Origin of the sequence: Ferroacidibacillus organovorans, assembly GCF_001642725.1 — a bacterium.
Taxonomy (GTDB): Bacteria; Bacillota; Bacilli; order Alicyclobacillales; family SLC66; genus Ferroacidibacillus; species Ferroacidibacillus organovorans.
The window spans coordinates 18,202-43,548 of record NZ_LSUQ01000006.1; the positions used below are offsets into that span (position 1 = coordinate 18,202).

The following is a 25,347-nucleotide window of genomic DNA, read 5'->3' on the forward strand; positions in this document are numbered from 1 at the left end:
TGGGTGGGAAATATCCAATTTGCTATGGTGAGGACAAAAATCAAGGCGTATAGTGGTGACACAATGAAAAAAACAAAAACGAAGTTTGTCTGCGCGGAGTGTGGGGCGGAAAGCCCGAAGTGGATGGGAAAGTGTCCGAATTGCGGCACGTGGGGCAGTATGGTTGAGGAGATCGACAGCAAGGCATCGCCGAGTGCGCGTCTGCCGAGTTTCTCTTCTCCAGTGTTGCTTCAAGATGTACATATGGAAAAGATGGACCGGTATTCGTCTGGCAGTCACGAATTCGACCGCGTGCTCGGCGGTGGGATCATTCCGGGTTCGCTTTTTTTAGTCGGCGGCGATCCGGGGATTGGCAAATCGACACTGCTTTTGCAGACGGTGCACCGCATCGCAATAGAGGGGGGCGTCACCCTCTATGTTACGGGAGAAGAGTCACCTCAACAGGTGAAAATGCGGGCCGCGCGATTGGGGTCTTTCGCAGAATCGCTCTATATTTTGGCGGAGACGGATTTAGATCAAATTGAAAAGCATGTAAAGCATATCCAACCGATATTCTTAGTTATCGACTCCATTCAGACGATGTTTCGCTCTGCACTTCCTAGTGCGCCCGGTAGTCCGCAACAGGTGAGGGAGTGTACGATGCAGATCTTGCGGTTTGCTAAAGAGGCGCAGATCGCGACATGCATCGTCGGACATGTCACGAAGGATGGGACGATCGCGGGACCGAGATTGATGGAACACATGGTGGATGCTGTTCTCTATTTTGAGGGGGATCGCCATCACCGGTTTCGTATCTTGCGGGCCGTTAAAAATCGCTTTGGTTCGACGAATGAAATCGGTGTGTTTGACATGCAAGGCGGCGGATTGGAGGATGTCGCGAGTCCTTCGGAGATTTTCCTCGAGGAGCGGACGCAAGGCGCGGCCGGGTCGGCGGTTGTCGCAAGCCTTGAGGGGACACGTACAGTGCTCGCCGAAATTCAGGCGCTTGTCACGACAAGCGCCTTCGGGCAACCGCGCAGAATGGCGTCAGGGATGGATTATCAGCGCGTCACTCTGCTTATGGCGGTGCTCGAAAAACGGGTGGGACTCTATTTGCAAAGTCAAGATGCGTATGTCAATGTAGCGGGAGGTTTGCGCATTGAGGAACCCGCAATTGACTTGGGGATTTGTCTCGCCATCACGTCGAGTTTTCGCGACCAGCCATTGAAACCGGGAACGGTCGTGATCGGTGAAGTTGGACTTACGGGTGAGATACGCGCCGTCACGCGGCTTGAGCAGCGCATTCAGGAAGTGGCCAAACTCGGATTTTCTCGCATCATCGCCCCCAATCGAAGTGTAGCGCGATTAACAGAGTCGACTGTGCGCGATCTCGAACTGATCGGGGTCGACACCGTGGCGGATGCGATTCGGTATGCCATAGGGGGGTAGATGGATTGAAGGAACGGGATGACGGGAAAAAAGAAGCGGTCATGATGAAGATTTTGCGAATGGTGGCGCCTGGAACCCCCATTCGCGAAGGGGTTGACAACGTTTTGCGTGCGAAAACGGGTGGGCTCATTATCGTTGGCTGTGACGATGAAATGCTCTCCACCGTTGACGGCGGCTTTGCGATTAACTGCGAATTTACACCTGCTGGTCTCTACGAACTCGCAAAGATGGATGGTGCGATCATTCTGAGCGATGACGCAAAAAAAATTCTATACGCGAATACACAGTTAAATCCCGATCCATCAATCCCTACGAGCGAGACGGGAACGCGCCATCGCACGGCTGAACGAATGGCTCGGCATACGCAAAAGCTGGTGATCTGTGTTTCGCAGCGGCGAAATGTGATCACGCTGTATCAGGGAAACCTGCGCTATTCTTTGAAAGATTTGAGTGTTATCGTCACAAAGGCAAATCAAGCGATTCAAACCTTGGAGCGCTACAAGACTGTTCTTGACAATGCGCTTGGCAATCTCTCGGCGCTTGAGATGGGTGAATTGGTAACCCTGCAAGATGTTGTCAACGTGGTGCAGCGGTTTGAAATGGTGCTGCGGATTCGAACGGAGATCAAACGCTACATCACCGAACTCGGCACGGAGGGGCGGTTGGTCGCGATGCAGCTCGATGAACTGGTTTCGCGTGTCGATGAGGAAGCGTATTTGCTTGTAAAAGATTACGCTGGACCAGAACAATCGCTCACGCCGCATCAGGTATTGACGGAAGTGCATGAGCTTGATGCGGAAGAACTGTTGAATGGGCAGGTATTGGCGCAACTGCTCGGTTACACAGGCGTTCAAAACCTGTCTGAGGCGACGGTGCTCTCGCGCGGATTTCGCATTCTGCATAAAATTCCGCGTTTACCGCAACCGGTGATTGAGAATCTCGCAGAGGAGTTTGAGAGCTTGGGGCGCATCGTCTCAGCATCCGTCGAGGAATTGGATGAGGTGGAGGGGATTGGCGCTGTGCGCGCTCGCTCGATTAAAGAAGGATTAAAACGTATGCAGGAGCAAGTGTATCTAGAGCGCAATTTGTAAGCCGCAGTGACGCACACAAAGATTGTGACACATCCTACGCGTGGAGGCTTACTATGTTCCGACTGATTCCCAATATGCTGACGCTTGCGAATCTCATCGCGGGCATGACCGCCGTATTGCTCACTGTCGATGGAATGCCGCGCACGGCGGCAATCCTGGTGTTGGCAGGGATGTTGCTAGACGCGCTCGACGGTCGCGCCGCTCGCGCACTTCGCGTGGAGAGCGCGTTTGGTGAACAGCTTGACTCACTCTGCGACGTGGTCACATTTGGGGTGGCTCCGGCGCTCATCATGTATGTCGTTGCACTGCGCGGACTCGGTGTTGCTGGGATTCTCGGCGCGCTCGCGTTTGTGATTGCAGGCGTTTTGCGTCTGGCGAGATTTCACGTTTTGAAAGGCAACCGGAACGAATTTGTTGGAATGCCGATCACCGCTGCAGGTGGTCTGCTTGCGGCACTGGCGCTCTATCACGAAATGATCCCCACGCCGCTTATGGAAATTTTCACTTTCTCACTCAGTTATCTCATGGTGAGTAAATCGCGGTATCCAAACTTTAAACATGTAGGCCCACCGACTGTCTCTTACTTGGCGATTCCGATCATCGTTTTGTTCGCGGTGTTTATTTTTATTTTTCAACGTTCGTTTATCCCGCTTTTTTTGATGATTGTGTTGGCCGGCTATGGAATTTTCGGTGTTTTACACGACCTGCGCGCCGCGTACCGGATTTTCGGGCGGTTTTTTCATCGCCTTCACAGGGAGTTGTAAGGAATGCTTGCTATCCTGTACACAGGCGTGTTCAGACGCGTGTGGCAGATCTTCTCAGAATCCATAGAGCTTTGTTGACCGACCAAATTCTCCGTGGTAATGTAATTCTGAATACGTTTAAAAGGTGTGAAATTGCCTATACTGCTTGAAAGGAGGTGAACATTTATGGTTAATCGGATTGTGCAATTGTTTTTTATCGTGACAGGTATTGGACTCGGGTGGTCCTACGGTGAGCATTTGTTTGCACTTATCCATGTTCCTTCTTCAACGTGGATCACTCCTGTTTCGATTCTGATCGGCGGTTTAATTGGGTTGACAGTCGGAACCTTCCTCGTTGATCCGATTGTGAGATGGTTTCATTGGCTTGAAGATCGGTTGATTAAAACGCCGCTTCTGGATCTCCTTTCAGGGATTGTGGGACTTTTGATTGGACTGGCTGTCGCGTTTGTGCTGACACCGGCGATTGAACGGATTCCTTATGTGGGGATTTACGTTCAATTCTTTGTCTCCATTCTTTTAGGGTATCTCGGATTTCGTATCTTTTTTTCTCGTCGCGAAGAGATCGTTTCGCTGCTTCCGTTTCTCGCGCAGCGCGTCTCTCGTGATAAAAGCGGAGCAAAGGCAGTTCAAGAGGAGAATCCGTTCGTTGGAGCAAAATTGCTTGATACGAGCGTCATTATTGATGGCCGTATCGCAGATCTCGTGCAGACGGGGTTTTTGGAAGGCGTTTTGATCATTCCTTCTTTTGTTCTGGAAGAGTTGCAACACATTGCAGACAGCTCCGATGTGTTAAAACGAAATCGTGGACGGCGCGGATTGGACATTTTGAATCGCGTGCAAAAAGAACTCAAGGTGAAAGTCGAAGTTCTTGAGACAGACTTTGAGGATGTGGCGGAAGTCGACAGCAAACTCGTCAAACTCGCAAAACAGCTTGACGGGAAAGTGGTTACGAATGACTTTAATTTGAATAAAGTCTGCGAACTACAGGGAGTTTCCGTTTTAAACATCAATGATCTGGCGAATGCAGTAAAGCCAGTCGTTCTACCAGGAGAAGAGATTGTTGTTCTTGTGATCAAAGATGGCAAAGAGTTCGGGCAAGGGATCGGATACCTGGATGACGGTACGATGATTGTCATTGAGGGTGGACGTGAGCACATCGGCAATCGACTCGAAGTGGTTGTGACGAGTGTATTGCAAACATCAGCCGGGCGCATGATTTTTGCGAAACCCAAACTCCTCGAAAAAGCGCTATAATGGAAAAATGGGTTTGTGGAGAGAAGTAAGGCAGGGAATCGCGCGAGATGAAGCACTATGATGATGTTGATGTTTTGATTATGGCGGCTGGGACAGGTTCCAGAATGAATTTGGATGTGAAAAAGCAGTGGTTGACGCTTTGCGGTCAGCCACTGTTTAGCTATGTCGCACGCATGTTTCAAGCGCTCGGATTCACGTCGATCACGCTCGTCATGCATGAGGACGATCTTGCGCGCGCGCAGGGCGTGCTTCATGCGCAAGGACTTGACGCGATACGTCTTGTTGCGGGCGGTCCTGATCGCCAGACATCTGTGCGCAACGGACTTCTCGCATGTGTGCGTACGATCGTGTTGGTGCATGACGCGGCTCGTCCATTTCTTTGCGAAGAAGATGTGCGGGCGGTTATTGCGCGGGGTCGCGCTACTGGGGCTGCGACACTCGGGCACGCGGTGCGGGATACGCTCGTGAAGGCAGAGCGCGAAACGATTGTTGCGCGCGTGGATCGCGAGCAGCTCTATCAGTTGCAGACGCCACAAGTCTTTCGGCGCGAATTGTTGCAGCGCGCACACGATGAAGCGCTGCGTGCAGGGGCTGTTGCGACGGATGATACGAGCGTTGTAGAAAGGTTGGGCTGTGTGGTTGAAATTGTTGGGGGCGCTGCACACAACCTAAAAATTACGGAGCCTTCTGATCAACTTTTTTTGGCCATGTGGGAGGCTGTGCAATGCGGGTCGGATTAGGATTTGATGTCCATCGATTTCAAGAGGGCAGACCGCTCGTCCTGGCGGGGGTGGCAATTCCGTCGCCTATTGGACTGTTGGGTCACTCCGACGCGGATGTTATCTTGCACGCGCTTATGGACGCGTTGCTCGGGGCGCTGGCGCTGGGCGATATCGGCGATCACTTTCCGGACACGGATGAACAGTATCGCGGAATTTCTAGCGTGCAGTTGCTTTCTCGCGTGATGGATTTGATCACAGCGCGCGACTATGTCGTCTCAAACGTAGACGTGATGGTGATGGCAGAGGCGCCTAAGCTTTCACCCTATAAAAAAGAAATGATACAAAAGATGGCGCAGACCCTTCAGGTGAGCGATGATCAGGTCAGCTTGAAGGCGACGACCATGGAAGGCATGGGGTTTGTCGGGCGCAGGGAAGGAATTGCCGCGCAGGCGATGGTCTCTCTTGTGCGCTGCACAGAAAACGTGTAGCGTCACGCGGTGGGTGTCTATGAAATGGATTTACTCTGTAAAGAGAATCAAACCTAAAAAGTGGGGATCGCAATGACTGTACGATTGCGCTATGCGCCGAGTCCAACGGGGCATTTACATATCGGGGGCGCGCGGACAGCGCTTTTTAATTATTTGTACGCGATGCACCATCAAGGCACGTTCATCCTGCGCATCGAGGACACAGATCTTGAGCGCCATGTCGCGAATGCGGCAGATGAGTTTGCGGAAAACTTGCGCTGGCTTGGCATCGAGTGGCAAGAAGGTTATCAGGTAGGGGGCTCTTTTGGCCCGTACACGTGCATGGAACGGCTTGGCATCTATCGCGATCATGTGGATAAGCTGGTTCAGTCAGGTCGCGCGTATCCTTGTTTTTGCACAGAGGATGAACTGAGCGCTGTTCGCGAAAAACAACAGGCAGAAGGGGTCACCCCGCACTATCTCGGAACATGCCGCGCGCTTGCGGAGGATGAGCGTGCGATTCGCATAGAGCGTGGGGATGCGTATACGATTCGCTTTCGCGTGCCGGAGCACGCTGTTTCGTTTGATGATCTCATTCGGGGCGCACTGCATTTCGAGCCGGAGCATGTCGGAGGTGACTTTGTCATCGTCAAGTCAAACGGTGTGCCCGTTTACAATTTTGCTGTCACGGTCGATGATATGCTCATGGAAATTACACATGTGATACGCGGTGAAGAACACATTTCCAATACGCCGCGCCAGCTTTACCTGTATGAGGCGTTTGGAGCGAACCCGCCAATCTTTGGGCATGTACCTCTGATTCTCGGCGCGAATGGGAAAAAACTTAGCAAACGGGATGAGTCGATTGTACAGTTCATCGATCAGTACAGGGAACTCGGCTATCTTCCCGATGCGATCTTCAACTTCCTGGCGCTTTTGGGTTGGTCTCCGGGCGGAGAGCAAGAGGTCATGACGAAGCAAGAATTGATTGATCGATTCGATCTTGAACGCGTGAGTAAAAGTGGGGCGTTTTTTGACGCGGCCAAACTGCAGTGGATGAACGGGCACTATCTCCATGCGGTAGATCCTGCCACACTGCTGGAAGAGGCGCGCGCGTTACTGTTCGCTCGCGGCGTGGCAGCGCCTGACGATGAATGGCTTCACGCGTTTTTGTCGCTGGTACTTGAAAAAGTGACTCAACTCACAGAGATCGAAGGATATGCTCGCAATCTTCTCTCAGAGAACGTGACGCTTGAGCGCGATGCGCAGGAGACGCTCGCGTCCCCTCAGGCAATTACGGTGCTCGAATGTTTTGCGGGGGTGATTGACGCGGAGTGTGACGGGACGCCAGACGGGTTTAAAGCGGCGATTCGCCGCGTGCAAGATGAGACGAAGATTAAAGGCAAGGATCTGTTTATGCCGATTCGTGCGGCGCTTATGGGAACACTGCACGGACCTGACTTGAATCGCTCACTCTCGCTCATTGGCTGTGTTAGGTGTGTGAAACGCGTGCGGGAGGCACTAGTAAAGATGAAATCCTTAGGGTAGAATAGGAAGTGTATCAAGATAGGATCGCTCTATCGAGTCATCTCGGTTTTTGTGTGCAAGCGTGAGTTTCACAGATGAAATGGATGGATAGACGGTAGCATGGCGCTCTCACGCCACCGTCTGTGGGAAAAATAATCGGCTACGCCGTTATTTCTAGATAGACAATCGAACGCGCAGAGGAGTAAATTCGTTGCGCCATGACAGAGAGCCTTTTACGGGATACCGGTTGAGAAAAAGGGCCATGGCGACGAATTGAATGCACTGCACGCGAGCGGGATGAACAGGAGTACCCTCAGTAGTCCACGACGGATCGGCTCGTTATCGCCGTGAAAGGCGCGATCGTTGCGCGAAGCAGAGTGGGACCACGGCTGACGCCGTCTCTGGGATTACCGGAGACGGCATTTTATGTTCTTTGGAGGTGTAGAGTGATGTTACAGGGCATGAAGGAAGATGTCGATCACGTCATGCAACTGGATCCGGCCGCTCGCTCTCGCTTTGAAGTGTACATGACGTATGCGGGGCTTCACGCGGTGTGGTTGTATCGTATCGCACACGCGCTTCATGTGCGGGGCGTGACGACGCTGGCGCGCGTTTTGTCGCAAATCGCCCGATTTTTTACGGGCATTGAGATCCATCCTGGAGCGGTGATTGGCAAAGGACTTTTTATTGATCACGGGGATGGTGTCGTGATTGGTGAAACGGCAGTGCTTGGCGACTATGTAATCATGTATCAAGGCGTAACGCTCGGTGGGACGGGCAAAGAGCGGGGAAAACGTCACCCGACGATTGGCAATCACGTTCTGATTGCGACGGGCGCCAAAATTCTCGGCTCGATTACAGTCGGTGATTACGCGAAGATTGGCGCGGGGTCTGTTGTGCTAAAACCGGTTCCTCCGAATTCGACGGTCGTTGGCATCCCAGCGCGCATCGTCGTCATCGACGGTCGTCGCGTCGATGAGATGGATCAGACAAACCTGCCTGATCCGGTGAGTGAGCAGTGTGAGATGCTCGAAGATCGCATCGTGAAACTGGAACGCCACATCACAGAACTCGAGAGCAGGCTTTGCAAAACGCAGGTGAAAACGTTGGAGGAAGATTCAAATGTCTATTCGGGTGTATAACAGTCTGACCGGGCAGAAGGAGCCGTTTCAAACGCTTGAACCGGGTATTGTTCGCATGTACTCTTGCGGACCAACGGTTTACAATTACTTTCACATTGGGAACGCGCGCGCGTTTGTCGTTTTTGATATGGTGCGGAGATACTTACGGTATCGCGGCTATCGCGTGACGTTTGTCCAGAACTTTACAGACGTCGATGACAAGTTGATCGTGCGCGCGAATGAGTTGGGGACGAGTGTCACGGATGTGGCTGATTCGTATATTGAGGCGTATTTTCAGGACGCAGAGACGCTCGGGATCGAGCGGGCAGATGTGCACCCACGCGTCACGGAGACGATGCAGGATATCATCGACTTTATTGAATCGTTGGTGCGTGCGGGGTACGCATATGAGGCGGATGGCGATGTGCTGTTTGAGACTGTGCGCTTTCCGGGGTATGGCAAGCTTTCCAATCAATCTCTTGAAGACCTTCAGGCGGGAAGCCGCGTCGAAGTTTCTGACAAGAAAAGGAACGTGACCGATTTCACGCTGTGGAAAGCGGTAAAGCCGGGGGAACCGGCCTGGGAGAGTCCGTGGGGACTCGGGCGCCCAGGCTGGCATATCGAATGCTCGGCGATGATTCGCAAATACCTCGGCAACCACATTGACATTCACGGTGGCGGTCACGACTTGCTGTTTCCTCATCATGAGAATGAGATCGCGCAGAGTGAGTCGATCCTTGGTGAACCGCTGGCGGCGTACTTTATGCACAACGGGTACATCAACATTGACAACCAAAAAATGTCGAAGTCACTCGGCAACAGCATTTTTGTCCACGAACTCGCCAAACGTTATGATCCGCGCGCGCTTCGTCTGTTTCTTTTATCGGCGCATTATCGCAACCCGATCAATTACTCGGACGAGATCATGGGACAAATGACGGCGGCGCTGCGGCGCATCGACAACTTTCGCGAGCATCTCGCGCTAAGACAGCGCATGGAGTACCTGCCTGAAGGTGAGGTGCTGCATTTCTCAGCCGAAGAAGAGCGTCTGCAGGCGGCGATGGATGATGATTTTAACACGGCGGACGCGCTCGGCGTTTTGTTTGATTTTGTGCGAGATGGCAATCAGTACATTCATTCTTCGGTGATCACGCGAAAAGGGCTTGAGAGTTACCGCGCAAAGCTCGCGACTTGGCTTTCGCTCTTTGGCTTGCGCGAGAGTGAGGTGACAGCGCGTGACGAAGAGATTGACGGCTTGATCGCAGAGCGTGAACAGGCGCGCAAATCGCGCGATTTTGCGCGTGCGGATCGCGTGCGCGAAGAGCTCACGGCGCGCGGTATTAAATTGGAAGACACTGCGCAAGGAACGCGTTGGTGGCGAGAGGCATGATGAGCGAACAGGAGGCGTTTGCGGTCGCTCCGCTCGCGCTCGCCTATTTAGGGGACGCAGTGTGGGAGCTGGCTGTGCGCGAGGCTTTGATTCTAAAGGGTGAGCGCCAACCGAATCAGCTGCATCACCAAGCGCTCGATTATGTGAAAGCGGTCAATCAGGCTGAGCGGATTCGGCGAATGTCGGAGCGTTTGACTGAGCGTGAAATGTCTGTCTTTAAACGCGGTCGAAACGCGAAGAGCCACTCGATGCCAAAATCAGCACGGATGGCTGACTATCGGCATAGCACGGGGCTTGAAGCGCTATTGGGATACCTCTATTTAGCGGGAGATCAAGTGCGGATGAAGGAAATTCTTCACTTGCTTCTCGCAGAGGTGGAGTGAGAACGTCAGGAAGTATATATCAAAACAGCTAAGGGTGTGTCAGGTTGAGAAATCAAGGATCAGGGCGAGCGCAAGGGTTCAAATCCCGCTCCGAACGCGGTGGAAAACAGGAGAGGCAAGAAGGTGGTTTGCGCAGAGGAGGCGATTCGCGCGGTTCGGAGGATGCGCGCAGAAGGAACGGTCCGCGCGGTTCGGAGGATGCGCGCAGGAGGAGCGGCCCGCGCAGAGGAGTGAGTCGCGGACCCATTCGCGAGCGCGACGGTGCGGACGTCGAGATGACGCAAGAAACCGAGATGGTCATCGGTCGCCGGGCAGTGCTCGAAGCGATCAAGGGACAGCGCACACTGAACAAGTTGTTGGTTCAAGAAGGCGCTTCTGGCGGAAGTATCGGCGAAATCCTTGCGCTCTCGCGCGCAAACGGCATCGTCACACAGATGGTCCCGAAAGCAAAGCTTGACGAACTTGCGCAGAACAAGAGCCATCAAGGCGTCGCCGCTTATTTGAGCGCGAAGGATTACGTCGAGTTGGAAGCGCTCATCGCGCACGCTAGGGCGCACGGACCTGGGCTTATCGTGCTTCTCGATGGGTTGGAAGACCCGCACAACCTCGGTTCGGTCTTACGTTCTGCGGAAGGAGCAGGCGCACACGGCGTGATTATCCCGAAACGGCGCGCGGTTCCGCTTACGGGTACAGTGGCAAAGGCATCGGCAGGGGCGCTTGAACATGTGCAGGTTGCCCGTGTTGGAAATGTGAGCCAGGCGATTGAGACACTCCAAAAAGCGGGGTTCTGGGTATACGGGGCGGATGCAGAAGGGGAACAGACGCATGATCGCGTTGATCTGACAGAAGATGTTGTTCTCGTCATCGGCAATGAGGGTGCAGGACTTGCGCCGCTCGTAAAAAAACGCTGTGACCATTTGATTCGCATCCCGATGACTGGGAAAATTCAATCGCTAAATGCCGGAGTCGCGACAGGAATTTTACTGTTTGAAGCGGTGAGGCAGCGGAGAAACGCGAAATCGCCTCAATGATTCGCTGCGGTGGTAGAGAATAGTAGCGCGATTGTATCGCGTCGCAAGGCACCTTCCGCGTGTCAGGGGAGGTGCCTTTTTGTGCGATGGAGCCGTCTGATCATGGATCTCTCATTCAATCGTTGACCTTACTAGATTACATAATGTATACTAGGCTCACTTCAAAGGATTGCGAAACACGCCCCTGTCTGTTGCTCTCGATAGGTCACGACACGAAACCGTGATGTTCATCTTTGCGCTTTTTTAGGTTCAGCAGGAGGGATGCCTCATGGCTATGGAAATCCCCGTTACTCTGGAGCGAGATCTCTCCGACATCCCTGATGAACTGCTGGTGGAGTGTGTACGAATCGGCGACGATGACGCACTGCTCAGTCTAATTCATCGCTACAAGTCATTTGTGCGTGGGAAGGCAAGATCGTATTTCCTCATTGGGGCGGATCGCGAAGATATTGTTCAAGAAGGCATGATTGGGCTCTACAAGGCTATTCGCGACTTTCGCGATGACAAGCTCTCGTCGTTTAAAGCGTTTGCCGAGTTGTGCGTGACGCGCCAGATCATCACGGCGATCAAGACGGCGACTAGGCAGAAACACGTTCCCCTCAACTCCTATATTTCGTTGGACAAGCCTATATACGAGGAAGATTCGGATCGCACACTGATGGACGTCATTGGCGGCGCGCGCGTCACAGATCCGGAAGAGCTGTTCATACACCAAGAAGAGTTCTCTGCAATCGAAGGTAAGATGGCAGAGCTTTTGAGTGGATTGGAGCGTGATGTTTTGATGCTCTATCTTGATGGACGCTCATACCAAGAGATTGCGGAAGACTTACAGCGTCATGTTAAAAGTATTGACAATGCGCTTCAACGCGTCAAACGGAAACTGGAGAAATATTTGGAAGACCGTTTTTTGTAATCTGTCGAGATTTTTGATAAGATGTCTAAGTGTCATGGGACGGTCGACGTCCCTTTTTTGACGTGTGATTTTTTTGTTGACTTTCGCTTAACTCAGTGGTAATGTATATGGGTATTTTTACGGATTTCTGACCGTGGTTTTGGAGGTGGTTGATGTGAGAGTCATGATTACGATGGCGTGCACGGATTGCAAACAGCGCAATTACACAAGCATGAAAAACAAGAAAAACAATCCTGACCGTATGGAACTCAAGAAATATTGCAAGTTCTGCAACGGTCACACGGTGCACCGCGAAACGCGCTGATCATCGATTGCTTTCAGAGAAGGATGGAGGCGAAGCGTTCGTGAGTTCAACGCCGTCTGAAGAGGGTCGACCCTTGCCGCAACCCTTCTCCTATTTTCGGGGGGTCTATGCGGAACTAAAGAAGGTGCGCTGGCCTAACCGCAAGGAAATGGTTCGTTATACGACGACAGTGGTTGTCGTATGTGTCATTCTTTTTGTCTTAACGTACGCATTCGATCTTCTGGTCACAAAGCTCTTTCAGTTGATCGGGATCGGTTCTTAGTCATCTACGCAGGGGAGGTGCGGGCGTCCGCCCTCGGTAATGGACAATCAAACAGAAGTCAGTTGGTACGTGGTGCACACGTATTCCGGCTATGAAAACAAAGTAAAAGCAAACCTTGAGCGCCGCGTTGAGTCGATGGACATGTCGGACAAGATTTTTCGCGTTCTCGTGCCGGTTAACGAGGAGATCGAGGTCAAGAACGGCAAGCGAAAGACAGTCCAGCACAAGGTCTATCCCGGTTATGTTCTCGTCGAGATGATCATGACGGACGATTCGTGGTATGTGGTGCGCAATACGCCGGGGGTGACGGGGTTCGTTGGCGCCAATACGTCAGGAGCCAAACCGATTCCTCTTTTGTCCAACGAGGTGCGTTCGATCATGCGCCAAATGGGCGTAGATGATGTGAAGACGCGTTTTGATTTCGAGCAAAAAGAGGCTGTGCGAATTGTCGCGGGACCGTTTGCAAACTTCGTCGGCACGATCGATCAGATCGATATGACGCTCGAAAAAGTACAGGTGGTCGTCACGATGTTCGGTCGTGATACGCCAGTAGAACTTGATTTTGATCAGATCGAAAAACTATAATCATTTGGTTGTGATGTGTGCTATACGTACCTGTGGGAGGTCGCGTGGTGCAAAGCGTCCGTCATGACCACATTCTGAGCGAAAAGAGGAGGTGTGCGCAGTGGCAAAACGCGTTATGAAGATCGTGAAGCTCCAAGTTATCGGGGGCAAAGCCACGCCAGCGCCACCGATTGGTCCAGCTCTTGGCCAAGCCGGTGTCAACATTATGATGTTTTGTAAAGAGTTTAATGCACGCACGGCAGATCAGGCGGGAACTGTGATTCCTGTTGTCATCACGGTGTACGAGGATCGCTCGTTTACGTTTGAGCTGAAGACGCCGCCTGCGGCAGTCTTGATCAAGAAAGCGATTGGAATCGAGTCTGGTTCCGGCGAGCCGAACAAGAAGAAGGTCGGCACGATCAGCCGTACGAAAGTCCGCGAGATTGCGGAGTTGAAGATGGTCGATCTGAATGCCGCTTCGATCGAAGCTGCAATGCGGATGGTTGAAGGTACAGCGCGTTCGATGGGCGTGACAGTCGGGGAGTAAGGATATCCCTGATGAGCGTGGGAGGTATTCGCATACCGCTTACCACATGTGAAGGAGAGTGATCAAATGGCGGGGAAAAAGTACCAGGACGTCGTGAAGTTGATCGACCCAGAAAAGGCGTACGATCCGCTTGAAGCGATGGAACTCGTGAAAAAGACCTCTGTCGTCAAGTTCGACGCGACAGTTGAAGTTGCATTCCGTATGGGTCTTGACCAACGGAAAAATGATCAGCAAATCCGTGGCGCGGTTGTCTTGCCGCACGGCACAGGGCGCTCCGTTCGCCTTGTCGTTTTTGCGAAGGGTGACAAAGCGCGAGAGGCTGAGGCGGCTGGAGCTGACGTCGTGGGCGATGACGATCTCATCGCGCGCATTGCAGGTGGATGGCTTGAGTTTGATGCGGCGATCGCAACGCCAGACATGATGGCGTCGGTGGGTCGCTTAGGGCGTGTCCTTGGACCGCGTGGCTTAATGCCAAACCCCAAAACAGGCACGGTTACGTTTGATGTTAAACGTGCGGTTGAAGAGGTAAAAGCCGGTAAAGTGGAATACCGTCTCGATAAGGGCGGCAACGTTCACGCGGTGCTCGGCAAAGTTAGTTTCTCGACAGAACAATTGCTGGGGAATTTCCGCGTGATTGTCGATGCGATTCAGAAAGCCAAACCGGCTGCGGCGAAAGGTCAATACTTCCGCCATGTCAGTGTGAGCAGCACGATGGCGCCTGGTATTCAGCTGAACTTGCAACGGTTGTCTGCCTCTTCTGCGGCTGAGTGAGTTGTAGGTGAATCGTTGGTCGCGTGGATTGCTAAATGCAATCGCGCTCTGCTATACTGATACAGTATGTCGCGCTGTAGACAGCGGGTGCCGCGAGGCTTAATGTTACCCGCCGAGGTCGTCGACACTCTAACACTTCATAGGAATGTGTATGACTCCTTGATAGGGTTTGGGTTCGAGAAGAGACCTCCGTCGCAATGCGGAGGTCTCTTGGTTTACAGCAACCAATGTAGAGTGGAGGTGTCAAAAATGAGTGTGCATGAAGAAAAAGCGCAGGTTGTCACTGAAGTCGTCGAGAAATTTCAAGCGGCCAAAAGTGTGATCGTCACCGATTATCGTGGCTTGACTGTCGCTGAGGTGACAGAGCTTCGCAAGAATTTACGTGAAGCTGGAATTGATTTTCGGGTGCTTAAAAACACCTTGACACGTCGCGCAACGGCGATTGCACAGGTGCAAGGTTTGGATCCTTTCTTGAAGGGACCGACTGCCGTAGCGTTTGGTGAAGATGTTATCAGCCCTGCCAAAATTCTCAATGACTTTGCCGGAAAACACAAGGCGCTTGAGATCAAAGGCGGATTGGTAGAAGGGCGCGTCATTGATGTTGATGGCGTGAAAGAGCTTGCGACGCTACCGTCGCGCGAAGGATTGCTCTCGATGCTGCTTAGTGTGCTACAAGCGCCGATGCGCAACTTTGCCTATGCGACAAAGCAAGTGGCCGATCAAAAGGAAGCTGCTGGCGCTTAAACACATGATTTCGAGAGGTGATGCGCTATTGATGCGTGTTGCCGCAAATTTATAGAATGATTCCAAGGAGGAATTGAGATGTCGAGTGAACAAATTCTCGAAGCGATCAAAACGATGACGGTTCTCGAATTAAATGATTTGGTGAAAGCGATTGAAACAGAGTTTGGCGTGACGGCTGCAGCGCCTATGGCAATGGGCGGTGGCGGCGGCGCCGCGGTTGAGGCGGAAGTGGAGCAAACAGAGTTTGACGTCATTTTGACGGGCGCTGGCGCATCCAAAATCAACGTCATTAAAGCGGTTCGCGAAGTGACAGGCCTTGGTCTGAAAGAAGCAAAAGATCTTGTAGACAACCTGCCGAAACCTCTTAAAGAGAAAGTAAGCAAGGAAGATGCAGAAGGCTTCAAAGCGAAGATTGACGAAGCTGGCGGAACGGTCGAAATCAAGTAAGTTAATTGAAGAATGGATGATGATAAAAAGGAGTTGCTGCATTGCGGCGCTCCTTTTGTCTGTCAGGTGAACGATCATGAGCGACCACTATTACACAGAAAATCCTCAGTCCCCCTCTGCTAAAACGCGGTGGACAACACGTATCAAAGACGTGCCTATCACATTTCAAACTGCTCACGGCGTATTCAGCCGTGAGCGAGTGGATGAAGGGACGCGTCTCTTGATTGAGTCTGCGCAGATTTTGCCTCACGCGAATGTCCTTGATCTCGGTTGTGGCTATGGCGCGGTTGGCGTGAGTGTTCTCACGCTCGTGAAGACTGCGACCGTTACAATGGTGGATGTGAATGCGCGCGCGGTAGCGCTGGCTGAACAAAATGCGCAGATCAATCATGTCGATGAGCGCGCGCGGACGCTGTGTGGCGACGCCGTCGGTCTTTTGATGACAGATGCGCAATGCTATGACGTTATCATGTTGAACCCGCCTATTCGCGCTGGGAAAGACGTCGTATTTTCGCTCTATGAAGTTGCTCGAATGAAACTGAATCAGCAGGGCGTGTTGTACGTCGTGATTCAGAAGAAGCAAGGTGCGCCTTCGACGGAAGATAAATTGCTTACGCTCTTCCAACAGGTGGAACGCGTCGCGCGCCATCGCGGTTATGTCGTCTTCTGTGCCAGGAACCCCCGCTGACATTCAAAATTTATTCATTTTGATGAAATTCTCCTGTTGACTTCAATTTGTCGTCGTGGTATTGTTTAATAATGCGAAATGATACTGTGGTATGCTATGCCACTGGGAATATTTTGCTTTGCTATTGGCAATACAAGAATACTGCGCGCTATGTAAAGGGAATTTGCGGCTGTGAGGCCCGTTCCTTTTTCTATCTTTTCACGGAACGCCAGCATCCAGCTACGAGGGGTGACCGTATTGCAAGGACATGTTGTTCAGTATGGACGCCGTCAGCGTCGGACGTATTCGCGGGTGTCAGAAGTTCATGAACTTCCGAATTTAATTGAGATTCAACAAAAGTCGTATGAATGGTTTTTGAATGAGGGGTTGCGCGAAATGTTTGCGGACATTTCACCGATCCAAGACTTTACAGGAAACCTCGTGCTGGAGTTTATCGACTACAGTCTCGGCGAACCGAAATACAGTGTTGATGAGTCAAAAGAGCGCGATGTTACCTATGCTGCTCCTCTTCGTGTCAAAGTACGGTTGATTAACCGTGAAACGGGCGAAGTGAAAGAGCAAGAGGTATTCATGGGTGATTTCCCTCTGATGACTGAAACGGGAACGTTTATCATCAATGGCGCTGAGCGCGTCATCGTAAGCCAACTCGTTCGCTCTCCGAGTGTGTATTTTAACGCAAAGATTGACAAAAACGGCAAACGCACATTCAGTGCGACTGTGATTCCCAATCGCGGCGCCTGGCTCGAACTTGAGACGGACGCGAAAGACATAATATATGTTCGCATTGATCGAACGAGGAAAATTCCGGTCACGGTGCTTTTACGCGCGCTCGGATTCTCGACGGATGCTGAAATTTTAAACCTTTTGGGTGAAGACGACTATCTGAGAAACACGCTCGAAAAGGATAGCACAGATTCGACCGAAAAAGCGTTGACTGAAATTTATGAGCGGTTGCGTCCTGGTGAACCGCCGACGGTAGATAATGCGCGGAATCTCTTGTCTTCACGCTTTTTCGACCCGAAGCGCTACGACCTTGCCAACGTGGGTCGCTACAAAATCAATAAGAAATTACATCTTAAAAACCGCCTTCTGAATCAACGGTTGGCAGAGACGCTGGTCGACCCGGAAACGGGGGAGGTCATCGCAGAGACGGGACAGTTGATTGATCGTCGCCTCCTTGACCGATTGACGGTATACCTCGAAAACGGACTGAATCAAGTGACGCTGCGTTCGAACGCGGGACTTCTTGAAGACCCGACGGTCGTTATGCAAGAGATTCGCATCCTCAGCCAAGTCGAAGAGGGTAAAATGATCAAAGTGATCGGGAATGGGCAAATCGACCGTCAGGTTAAAAACATCATTCCGGCGGATATTATTGCATCGATCAACTACTTTATGAATTTGTTGCACGGTGTTGGAACGACGGATGACATTGACCATCTCGGCAATCGTCGTCTGCGCTCCGTGGGAGAGTTGCTTCAAAACCAGTTTCGTATCGGGTTGTCGCGCATGGAGCGCGTGGTTCGCGAGCGGATGTCAATTCAGGATGCCAATGCAATCACGCCACAGGCGCTGATCAACATTCGTCCGGTGATTGCCGCGATCAAGGAGTTTTTCGGTTCCAGCCAGTTGTCGCAGTTTATGGACCAAACCAACCCGTTGGCTGAACTTACTCACAAGCGCCGCTTGTCTGCGCTTGGGCCGGGCGGACTTACGCGCGAACGTGCAGGCTTTGAGGTGCGCGACGTTCACCCGTCTCACTACGGACGCATGTGTCCAATCGAGACGCCAGAAGGTCCGAACATTGGCTTGATCAACTCCCTCTCGACGTATGCGCGCATTAATGAGTTCGGTTTTATTGAAACACCGTACCGCCGCCTTGACCCGGATACGGGCCGCATTTCTGAAGTTGCGGACTATTTGACGGCGGATGAAGAAGACAATTATGTCATCGGGCAGGCTGTCGCCAAACTGACGAAAGAAAACCGCATGGTTGAGGATGAGCAGATTGTCCGCTACAAAGGCGACATCCTCACGATGCCAAAAGAGCGCGTCGATTATATCGACGTTTCGCCAAAACAAGTTGTGTCTGTCGCGACGGCCATGATTCCGTTTCTTGAGAATGACGATGCGAACCGCGCTCTAATGGGATCAAACATGCAACGTCAAGCGGTGCCGCTGCTCGTGACGGAAGCGCCGTTCGTTGGAACGGGTATGGAACACAAAGCAGCGAAAGACTCAGGCGTGGTCATCGTGGCGCGACATGACGGTGTCGTTGAGCGCGTGACGGCCACCGAGATTATCGTGCGCACAGAGCTCACTGTGGATGGACAACTGGTGAAAGGTGACGTAGTACGCTACCGCTGCCAGAAGTTTATGCGCTCTAACCAAGGGACGTGTATTAATCAGCGTCCGCTCGTGCGCATGGGTGATCGCGTGAAACGCGGTGATATCTTGGCGGATGGACCTGCGACAGAACAGGGCGAGTTAGCGCTCGGACGAAATGTGCTCGTCGCGTTTATGACGTGGGAAGGGTACAACTACGAGGATGCGATTCTGCTCAGCGAAACGATGGTCAAGGACGATGTTTACACATCGATTCACATTGAAGAGTACGAGTGTGAAGCGCGCGATACGAAGCTAGGGCCTGAAGAGATTACGCGCGATATCCCGAACGTGGGTGAAGAGGCGCTGCGCAATCTCGATGACCGCGGAATTATTCGCATTGGCGCAGAGATATTTGCAAATGACATCCTTGTCGGGAAGGTTACGCCAAAAGGAGTCACGGAACTCACAGCTGAAGAGCGATTGCTACACGCGATTTTCGGAGAGAAAGCGCGTGAAGTGCGTGACACGTCTCAGCGTGTTCCAAACGGTGGCGCGGGAATCGTCGTCGACGTGAAGGTGTTTACGCGTGAAAATGGCGATGAGTTGCCACCGGGCGTCAATCAGTTGGTCCGCGTTTATATTGCACAGAAGCGCAAGATTTCCGAGGGTGACAAGATGGCAGGCCGTCACGGAAACAAGGGTGTCGTCGCGCGGATCATGCCGATCGAGGATATGCCTTATTTGCCTGATGGTACCCCTGTGCAAATCGTCTTGAATCCGCTTGGTGTTCCTTCACGGATGAACATTGGCCAGGTGCTGGAGACGCATTTGGGGATGGCGGCGAAAATGCTCGGCATTCATGTTGCGACGCCGGTTTTTGACGGCGCTCACGAGAGTGACGTGTTTGACGCGTTGGAAGAGGCGGGGCTTGCGCGGGATGGCAAAACGGTGCTCTTCGATGGTAGAACGGGTGAACGCTTTGACGGTCGCGTGACCGTTGGGTACGTGTATATGTTGAAATTGGCACACTTGGTCGATGACAAGATTCACGCGCGCTCGACGGGGCCTTACTCGCTTGTCACACAGCAACCGCTCGGAGGCAAGGCGCAGTTTGGCGGACAACGCTTTGGGGAGATGGAAGTGTGGGCGCTTGAAGCGTATGGAGCAGCCTATACCCTGCAGGAGATTCTCACAGTCAAATCGGATGATGTCGTGGGTCGCGTGAAAACCTATGAAGCGATCGTGAAAGGCGAGAATGTACCGGAACCTGGTGTGCCTGAGTCATTCAAAGTGTTGATCAAGGAACTGCAAAGTCTTGGTCTCGATGTCAAGATCTTGTCTGAAGATGAACAAGAGATCGCGATGCGCGAAGTCGATGAGGATGACGATACGTCAGAAAAACTCAACTTTAGCCTCGAAATGCGCGAGTTAGGCGACGACTGATAGGGAGGGACCCCTTTGCTGGATGTCAACAACTTTGAGTATATGAAAATCGGTCTTGCATCGCCGGATAAAATTCGCTCGTGGTCACACGGTGAAGTAAAAAAACCGGAAACGATTAACTATCGCACACTGAAACCCGAAAAAGAGGGGCTCTTTTGCGAGAAGATTTTTGGCCCGCAGCGCGACTGGGAGTGTCACTGCGGAAAGTATAAGCGTGTCCGCTATAAAGGCGTGGTGTGTGATCGCTGCGGCGTGGAGGTTACACGCGCAAAAGTTCGACGCGAGCGCATGGGGCACATTGAATTGGCGGCGCCGGTATCGCACATCTGGTATTTCAAAGGAATTCCAAGTCGCATGGGGCTTGTCCTTGACATGTCTCCGCGCAATCTTGAAGAAGTCATCTATTTTGCCTCCTATGTCGTGACAGATCCAGGCGATACCCCGCTTGAGTTAAAGCAGTTGCTCTCGGAGAAAGAGTATCGCAGCTATCGCGAAAAGTATGGCTATGGCTTCGAGGCGGGGATGGGCGCAGAGGCAGTGAAAAAGCTTCTGCTCGGCATTGATGTCGATCAACAAATTGAAACACTCCGCGAAGAACTGCGCACCGTTCAAGGTCAGCGTAGAAATCGTGCGATCAAGCGCCTCGAAGTTCTTGACGCTTTCAAGCAATCAGCAAACGACCCGTCGTGGATGATTCTTGACGCACTACCCGTCATTCCGCCGGATCTTCGCCCGATGGTTCAGCTCGACGGAGGACGTTTTGCGACTTCCGATCTAAATGACCTGTATCGCCGCGTCATCAACAGAAACAATCGTCTAAAGCGGTTGCTTGAACTGGGCGCGCCTGACATCATCGTGCAAAATGAGAAGCGGATGCTTCAAGAAGCGGTCGACGCGTTGATTGACAACGGCCGCCGTGGTCGCCCTGTTACCGGGCCTGGAAATCGACCGCTCAAATCTCTGTCGCACATGCTAAAAGGGAAACAGGGGCGGTTTCGTCAGAATCTCTTGGGTAAACGCGTTGACTATTCCGGTCGCTCAGTAATCGTTGTTGGTCCGGAGTTGAAGATGTATCAGTGCGGCCTGCCAAAAGAGATGGCGCTCGAACTGTTCAAACCGTTTGTTATGAAGGAGCTTGTTGCACAAGGGCTCGCGCACAACATCAAGAGCGCAAAACGCAAAGTTGAGCGCGTGTCGGATGAGGTTTGGGATGTTCTCGAACAGGTCATCACCGAACACCCTGTGTTGCTCAATCGTGCACCGACGCTCCACCGACTGGGGATTCAGGCATTCGAACCGATTCTCGTGGCGGGGCGCGCCATTAAACTGCACCCGCTCGTCTGCACGGCGTATAATGCTGACTTTGACGGCGACCAGATGGCGGTTCACGTTCCGCTCTCGGCAGAAGCTCAGGCGGAAGCGCGTCTGCTCATGCTTGCAGCGCATAACATCTTGAATCCAAAAGATGGAAAACCGGTTGTTACGCCGACGCAGGACATGGTGTTAGGATCGTATTACCTTACGATTGAGCGAGAAGGCGAAGTTGGTGAGGGACGGATTTTTTCGAGTCCGGAAGAAGTCCTTCTTGCCTATCAGGACCATCAAGTAACGCTCCACACGCGAATCATGATTCCGGCAAAAGTGTTAAACAAGGTGTCCTTTACAGCTCGTCAACGTGAGGCTATTTTGGTGACGACGCCGGGAAAAATCCTATTTAATGAGATCTTCCCGAGCGAGTTTCCTTACATCAACGTGGCGGATCGCAAGAACTTGCTGCATGGAACGCCGGATGACTACTTTGTCTTTGAACGGGGCGTCAATCTGCGCGAACACGCGATGAGTATTCCGTTTAAGGGAGCGATCGTCAAGTCTTTCCTCGGTGCGATTATTGGTGAGTGCTTTGCGCGCTATGGAACGACGAGAACGGCAGAAATTCTCGACAGAGTGAAAAAGCTTAGCTTTACGTACTCGACGAAAGCAGGCATCACCATCTCTGTCGCAGACATCTATGTTCCTGAGCAAAAAGAGCGGATTCTGGCTGACGCGGAACAAAAGGAAGATCGCGTCTTGGTTCAGTTTCGCCGCGGATTGATCACGGAAGAAGAGCGCTACAATCGATTTATTAGCATTTGGAGTTCGGCGAAAGATGAACTTACCAATACGCTTATGGATTCGCTCGATCGGTTTAATCCGATTTACATGATGGCCAATTCTGGAGCGCGCGGATCGGTTTCGCAAATCACGCAGCTCGCGGGAATGCGCGGATTGATGGCGAATCCATCTGGTCGCATTATCGAGTTGCCGATTAAGTCGAATTTCCGCGAGGGTCTCACGGTTCTCGAGTATTTCATATCGACGCACGGCGCTCGAAAAGGACTCGCAGATACGGCACTGCGGACGGCAGACTCAGGGTACTTGACGCGGCGCTTGGTTGACGTGGCGCAAGATACGATTGTCCGCCAGGAAGACTGTGGGACGGATCGCGGAATCATGGTGGAAGAGATTCGCGATGGAAAAGAGATTATTGAGGATCTTTATGACCGGATTGTCGGGCGCATCGCGTTCAAAACGCTGCGCCATCCAGAGACGAGTGAGGTTCTCGTTGAAAAAGACGGTCTGATCGATGAAGCGATCGCGCGTTCGATCATCGACGCGAACATTCAGTCTGTCGTGATTCGCTCCGTGCTGACCTGCCGGGCGCGCCACGGTGTCTGCATACAGTGCTATGGAAGAAACCTCGCGACAGGAAAAATGGTCGAGATTGGTGAAGCTGTTGGAATTATTGCGGCGCAATCCATCGGTGAGCCAGGAACACAGTTGACCATGAGGACGTTCCACACAGGGGGCGTCGCGGGAGATGACATCACGCAAGGTTTGCCGCGGATTCAGGAACTTTTTGAAGCGCGCCACCCCAAAGGGCAAGCGACGATCACGGAGATTTCTGGCACGATCTCAGATATTCGCGAGATCAAAGACAAGCGCGAGGTTGAAGTCGTCGGTGAGTCTGAGACAAAAGTCTACGCGATTCCGTTTGGATCGCGCATTCGGGCGAGTGTCGGGCAGATTGTTGAAGCGGGCGACGAGTTGACGGAGGGTTCGGTTGATCCGAAGGAAATGTTGCGCGTTAAAGGGTTGCGTGGGGTGCAAAACTACCTTTTACGCGAAGTCCAACGGGTTTACCGCATTCAGGGCGTCGACATCAATGACAAGCACGTCGAGGTGATGATTCGCCAAATGATGCGCAAAGTGCGTATCGTGGATAGTGGCACTACGGATCTGTTACCAGGCACGTATGTCGATTTACTTGCGTATGAAGAGTCGAATCGCAAGGTGCTTCTGTCGGGTGGAGAACCGGCCGTTGCTCGTCCAGCGCTTCTTGGCATCACGAAAGCATCGCTTGAGACAGATTCCTTCTTGTCCGCTGCATCCTTCCAGGAGACGACGCGCGTCCTTACGGAAGCCGCCATCAAAGGAAAGGTTGATCATCTGCTCGGGCTGAAAGAAAATGTCATCATCGGCAAATTAATCCCTGCGGGAACGGGTATGTCGCGCTACCGCAACATTGCGCTGGTTGATGCATCTGCGTATACCGATGATGTGACGGGAACGGCTACAGCAGTGAAACCTAAAGAACTGGTTGAAGTTCTCGCGACAGAATCGGGCGATCTGCACTAGCCCTTGCGTGATGAGAGACGGTGAAAGCCGGGAGAGCGAAAAATGCTCCCCGGCTTTCTTGACTTGAATGTCAAAGACGTGATAATATCATCAAGTGTGCCTACATGTGAGCGTTGAGGTGTCACCTATGTACCAACGAGTCAAAAAACAGCAGCGTCGTACAGTCGGAACTTCGTCGACTCTGCGTGCGATTGAACGCGACCGAATCTCGGAGGTTTATATCGCGCGAGATGTTGACCGCCATGTCCTCAACCCGGTAATCGCCATCTGCAAAGAAAAGGGCGTCAAAATTAATTGGGTTGATTGCCAAGGTGCGCTAGGCGCAGCCTGCGGAATGAAATTAGCTACGTCGACCGTAGGATTTCTTCGTGACGATGTGTGATTCTTTTTTTGGCTCACAAAATGAACCACCAGGGTCTGTGGTCTAAAAAAACACTGCAGAACCCACTCTTGGAAGGAGGTGCACACGATGCCGACAATCAACCAACTCGTCCGCAAAGGACGTTTGGCACTCGAAGACAAGTCAGGCGCTCCTGCCCTGCAAAAAGGCTATAACAGCTTTCAAAAAGAGCAGACTGATTTGCCTTCGCCGCAAAAGCGTGGCGTCTGTACTCGTGTAGGAACGATGACGCCGAAGAAACCAAACTCGGCGCTTCGCAAATACGCGCGTGTCCGTTTGACGAACGGGATTGAGGTTACAGCCTATATCCCTGGGATTGGCCACAACTTGCAGGAGCACTCCGTCGTTCTCGTTCGCGGAGGGCGCGTAAAAGACCTGCCAGGTGTTCGCTATCACATCGTGCGTGGCGCGCTCGATACTGCTGGCGTGAAAGATCGTCAACAAGCGCGCTCAAAATACGGCGCAAAACGCCCGAAAAAGAAAAAGTAAGACTCATCGATCTGTCGCCTGATGCAACGTATTGTACAGTGTGATGGAGGTATTGCGCGATGTCACGGATCGTGCGAGAAAGGAGGATGTACTCATGCCGAGAAAAGGACCTGTACCGCGTAGAGATGTTATGCCGGACCCGCTTTTCACCAACAAGTTGGTCACGCGTTTGATTAATAAAGTGATGCTTGATGGCAAGCGTGGTGTGGCACAGAATCTCGTTTACGGTGCGTTTGAAAAAGTGCGTGAACGTTCGGGAAAAGACCCGATGGAAGTGTTTGACGCGGCAATGAAAAATATTATGCCCGTCTTGGAAGTCAAAGCACGTCGGGTTGGTGGATCGAATTATCAGGTGCCTGTTGAAGTTCGCCCGGATCGTCGCACGACGCTTGGCTTGCGCTGGCTTGTTCAGTATTCGAGACAGCGTCATGAAAAGAGCATGGATGATCGTCTCGCCAATGAAATTCTTGATGCTGCCAACAATGCGGGCGGCGCTGTAAAGAAACGCGAAGATACGCATCGCATGGCGGAAGCGAATAAGGCGTTTGCCCACTATCGCTGGTAGGATCATGAGATTGCGAAGAAAGGAGGACA

Annotated in this window: 25 protein-coding genes; all 25 read left to right on the top strand. The window is 52.2% G+C overall.

Going from position 1 to position 25,347, the window contains the following annotated elements:
• Positions 1-63: 63 nt before the first annotated feature.
• The 25 genes from radA to rpsG all read left to right on the top strand — a co-directional run bounded on the left by radA (position 64) and on the right by rpsG (position 25,318).
• Complete coding sequence (radA, locus tag AYW79_RS03195) at positions 64-1,428, top strand: DNA repair protein RadA (protein WP_067561745.1); 1,365 nt, start codon at positions 64-66, stop codon at positions 1,426-1,428.
• Positions 1,429-1,469: 41 nt separating this feature from the next.
• Positions 1,470-2,519: a DNA integrity scanning diadenylate cyclase DisA gene (gene disA, locus AYW79_RS03200; RefSeq protein WP_067561748.1), complete on the top strand. Its 1,050-nt coding sequence runs from the start codon at positions 1,470-1,472 to the stop codon at positions 2,517-2,519.
• Between the two features lie 53 nt (positions 2,520-2,572).
• Positions 2,573-3,283, top strand: a complete 711-nt coding sequence (gene pssA / locus AYW79_RS03205) for a CDP-diacylglycerol--serine O-phosphatidyltransferase (RefSeq protein ID WP_067561498.1) — start codon at positions 2,573-2,575, stop codon at positions 3,281-3,283.
• A gap of 165 nt (positions 3,284-3,448) precedes the next feature.
• Positions 3,449-4,537, top strand: a complete 1,089-nt coding sequence (locus tag AYW79_RS03210) for a PIN/TRAM domain-containing protein (RefSeq protein ID WP_067561503.1) — start codon at positions 3,449-3,451, stop codon at positions 4,535-4,537.
• Between the two features lie 47 nt (positions 4,538-4,584).
• Positions 4,585-5,277, top strand: coding sequence for a 2-C-methyl-D-erythritol 4-phosphate cytidylyltransferase (ispD, locus tag AYW79_RS03215; protein WP_067561505.1), 693 nt, complete (start codon positions 4,585-4,587; stop codon positions 5,275-5,277).
• Positions 5,262-5,747: a 2-C-methyl-D-erythritol 2,4-cyclodiphosphate synthase gene (gene ispF, locus AYW79_RS03220; protein ID WP_067561508.1), complete on the top strand. Its 486-nt coding sequence runs from the start codon at positions 5,262-5,264 to the stop codon at positions 5,745-5,747. The genes ispD and ispF overlap by 16 nt, the downstream gene beginning before the upstream one ends.
• 66 nt (positions 5,748-5,813) lie before the next feature.
• Positions 5,814-7,274, top strand: a complete 1,461-nt coding sequence (gene gltX, locus AYW79_RS03225; RefSeq protein ID WP_231877900.1) for a glutamate--tRNA ligase — start codon at positions 5,814-5,816, stop codon at positions 7,272-7,274.
• A 428-nt stretch (positions 7,275-7,702) separates the two neighbouring features.
• Positions 7,703-8,395, top strand: a complete 693-nt coding sequence (gene cysE, locus AYW79_RS03230; RefSeq protein ID WP_067561512.1) for a serine O-acetyltransferase — start codon at positions 7,703-7,705, stop codon at positions 8,393-8,395.
• Entirely contained in the window at positions 8,376-9,764 is a 1,389-nt protein-coding gene (gene cysS / locus AYW79_RS03235) for a cysteine--tRNA ligase (RefSeq protein WP_067561513.1), read from the top strand. The genes cysE and cysS overlap by 20 nt, the downstream gene beginning before the upstream one ends.
• A complete protein-coding gene (locus tag AYW79_RS03240; RefSeq protein WP_143216275.1) occupies positions 9,761-10,147 on the top strand; it encodes a Mini-ribonuclease 3 in 387 nt (128 codons plus the stop codon). The genes cysS and AYW79_RS03240 overlap by 4 nt, the downstream gene beginning before the upstream one ends.
• Before the next feature lie 44 nt (positions 10,148-10,191).
• Positions 10,192-11,178, top strand: coding sequence for a 23S rRNA (guanosine(2251)-2'-O)-methyltransferase RlmB (gene rlmB, locus AYW79_RS03245; protein WP_231884532.1), 987 nt, complete (start codon positions 10,192-10,194; stop codon positions 11,176-11,178).
• Positions 11,179-11,446: 268 nt separating this feature from the next.
• A complete protein-coding gene (gene sigH / locus AYW79_RS03250) occupies positions 11,447-12,091 on the top strand; it encodes an RNA polymerase sporulation sigma factor SigH (RefSeq protein WP_067561515.1) in 645 nt (214 codons plus the stop codon).
• A 154-nt stretch (positions 12,092-12,245) separates the two neighbouring features.
• Positions 12,246-12,395 (top strand): 50S ribosomal protein L33, encoded by a 150-nt coding sequence (gene rpmG / locus AYW79_RS03255; protein ID WP_067561757.1) that lies wholly within the window; start codon positions 12,246-12,248, stop codon positions 12,393-12,395.
• Positions 12,396-12,435: 40 nt separating this feature from the next.
• Positions 12,436-12,657, top strand: coding sequence for a preprotein translocase subunit SecE (secE, locus tag AYW79_RS15435; RefSeq protein WP_231877898.1), 222 nt, complete (start codon positions 12,436-12,438; stop codon positions 12,655-12,657).
• Positions 12,658-12,696: 39 nt separating this feature from the next.
• Entirely contained in the window at positions 12,697-13,242 is a 546-nt protein-coding gene (gene nusG, locus AYW79_RS03265; protein ID WP_067561521.1) for a transcription termination/antitermination protein NusG, read from the top strand.
• A 100-nt stretch (positions 13,243-13,342) separates the two neighbouring features.
• Positions 13,343-13,768 (top strand): 50S ribosomal protein L11, encoded by a 426-nt coding sequence (gene rplK, locus AYW79_RS03270; RefSeq protein ID WP_067561523.1) that lies wholly within the window; start codon positions 13,343-13,345, stop codon positions 13,766-13,768.
• A 66-nt stretch (positions 13,769-13,834) separates the two neighbouring features.
• Complete coding sequence (rplA, locus tag AYW79_RS03275; protein ID WP_067561526.1) at positions 13,835-14,539, top strand: 50S ribosomal protein L1; 705 nt, start codon at positions 13,835-13,837, stop codon at positions 14,537-14,539.
• Between the two features lie 249 nt (positions 14,540-14,788).
• Complete coding sequence (gene rplJ, locus AYW79_RS03280) at positions 14,789-15,283, top strand: 50S ribosomal protein L10 (protein WP_067561528.1); 495 nt, start codon at positions 14,789-14,791, stop codon at positions 15,281-15,283.
• A gap of 78 nt (positions 15,284-15,361) precedes the next feature.
• Positions 15,362-15,730, top strand: coding sequence for a 50S ribosomal protein L7/L12 (rplL, locus tag AYW79_RS03285; RefSeq protein ID WP_067561530.1), 369 nt, complete (start codon positions 15,362-15,364; stop codon positions 15,728-15,730).
• 76 nt (positions 15,731-15,806) lie between these two features.
• Positions 15,807-16,418, top strand: a complete 612-nt coding sequence (locus AYW79_RS03290) for a class I SAM-dependent methyltransferase (protein ID WP_067561536.1) — start codon at positions 15,807-15,809, stop codon at positions 16,416-16,418.
• 237 nt (positions 16,419-16,655) lie between these two features.
• Positions 16,656-20,189 (top strand): DNA-directed RNA polymerase subunit beta, encoded by a 3,534-nt coding sequence (rpoB, locus tag AYW79_RS03295; protein WP_067561537.1) that lies wholly within the window; start codon positions 16,656-16,658, stop codon positions 20,187-20,189.
• 15 nt (positions 20,190-20,204) lie between these two features.
• Positions 20,205-23,864, top strand: a complete 3,660-nt coding sequence (gene rpoC, locus AYW79_RS03300; RefSeq protein WP_082806806.1) for a DNA-directed RNA polymerase subunit beta' — start codon at positions 20,205-20,207, stop codon at positions 23,862-23,864.
• A gap of 127 nt (positions 23,865-23,991) precedes the next feature.
• A complete protein-coding gene (locus AYW79_RS03305) occupies positions 23,992-24,246 on the top strand; it encodes a ribosomal L7Ae/L30e/S12e/Gadd45 family protein (protein WP_067561539.1) in 255 nt (84 codons plus the stop codon).
• Positions 24,247-24,333: 87 nt separating this feature from the next.
• Complete coding sequence (gene rpsL / locus AYW79_RS03310) at positions 24,334-24,753, top strand: 30S ribosomal protein S12 (RefSeq protein WP_067561541.1); 420 nt, start codon at positions 24,334-24,336, stop codon at positions 24,751-24,753.
• A 94-nt stretch (positions 24,754-24,847) separates the two neighbouring features.
• Positions 24,848-25,318, top strand: a complete 471-nt coding sequence (gene rpsG, locus AYW79_RS03315; protein WP_067561543.1) for a 30S ribosomal protein S7 — start codon at positions 24,848-24,850, stop codon at positions 25,316-25,318.
• Positions 25,319-25,347 lie beyond the last annotated feature (29 nt).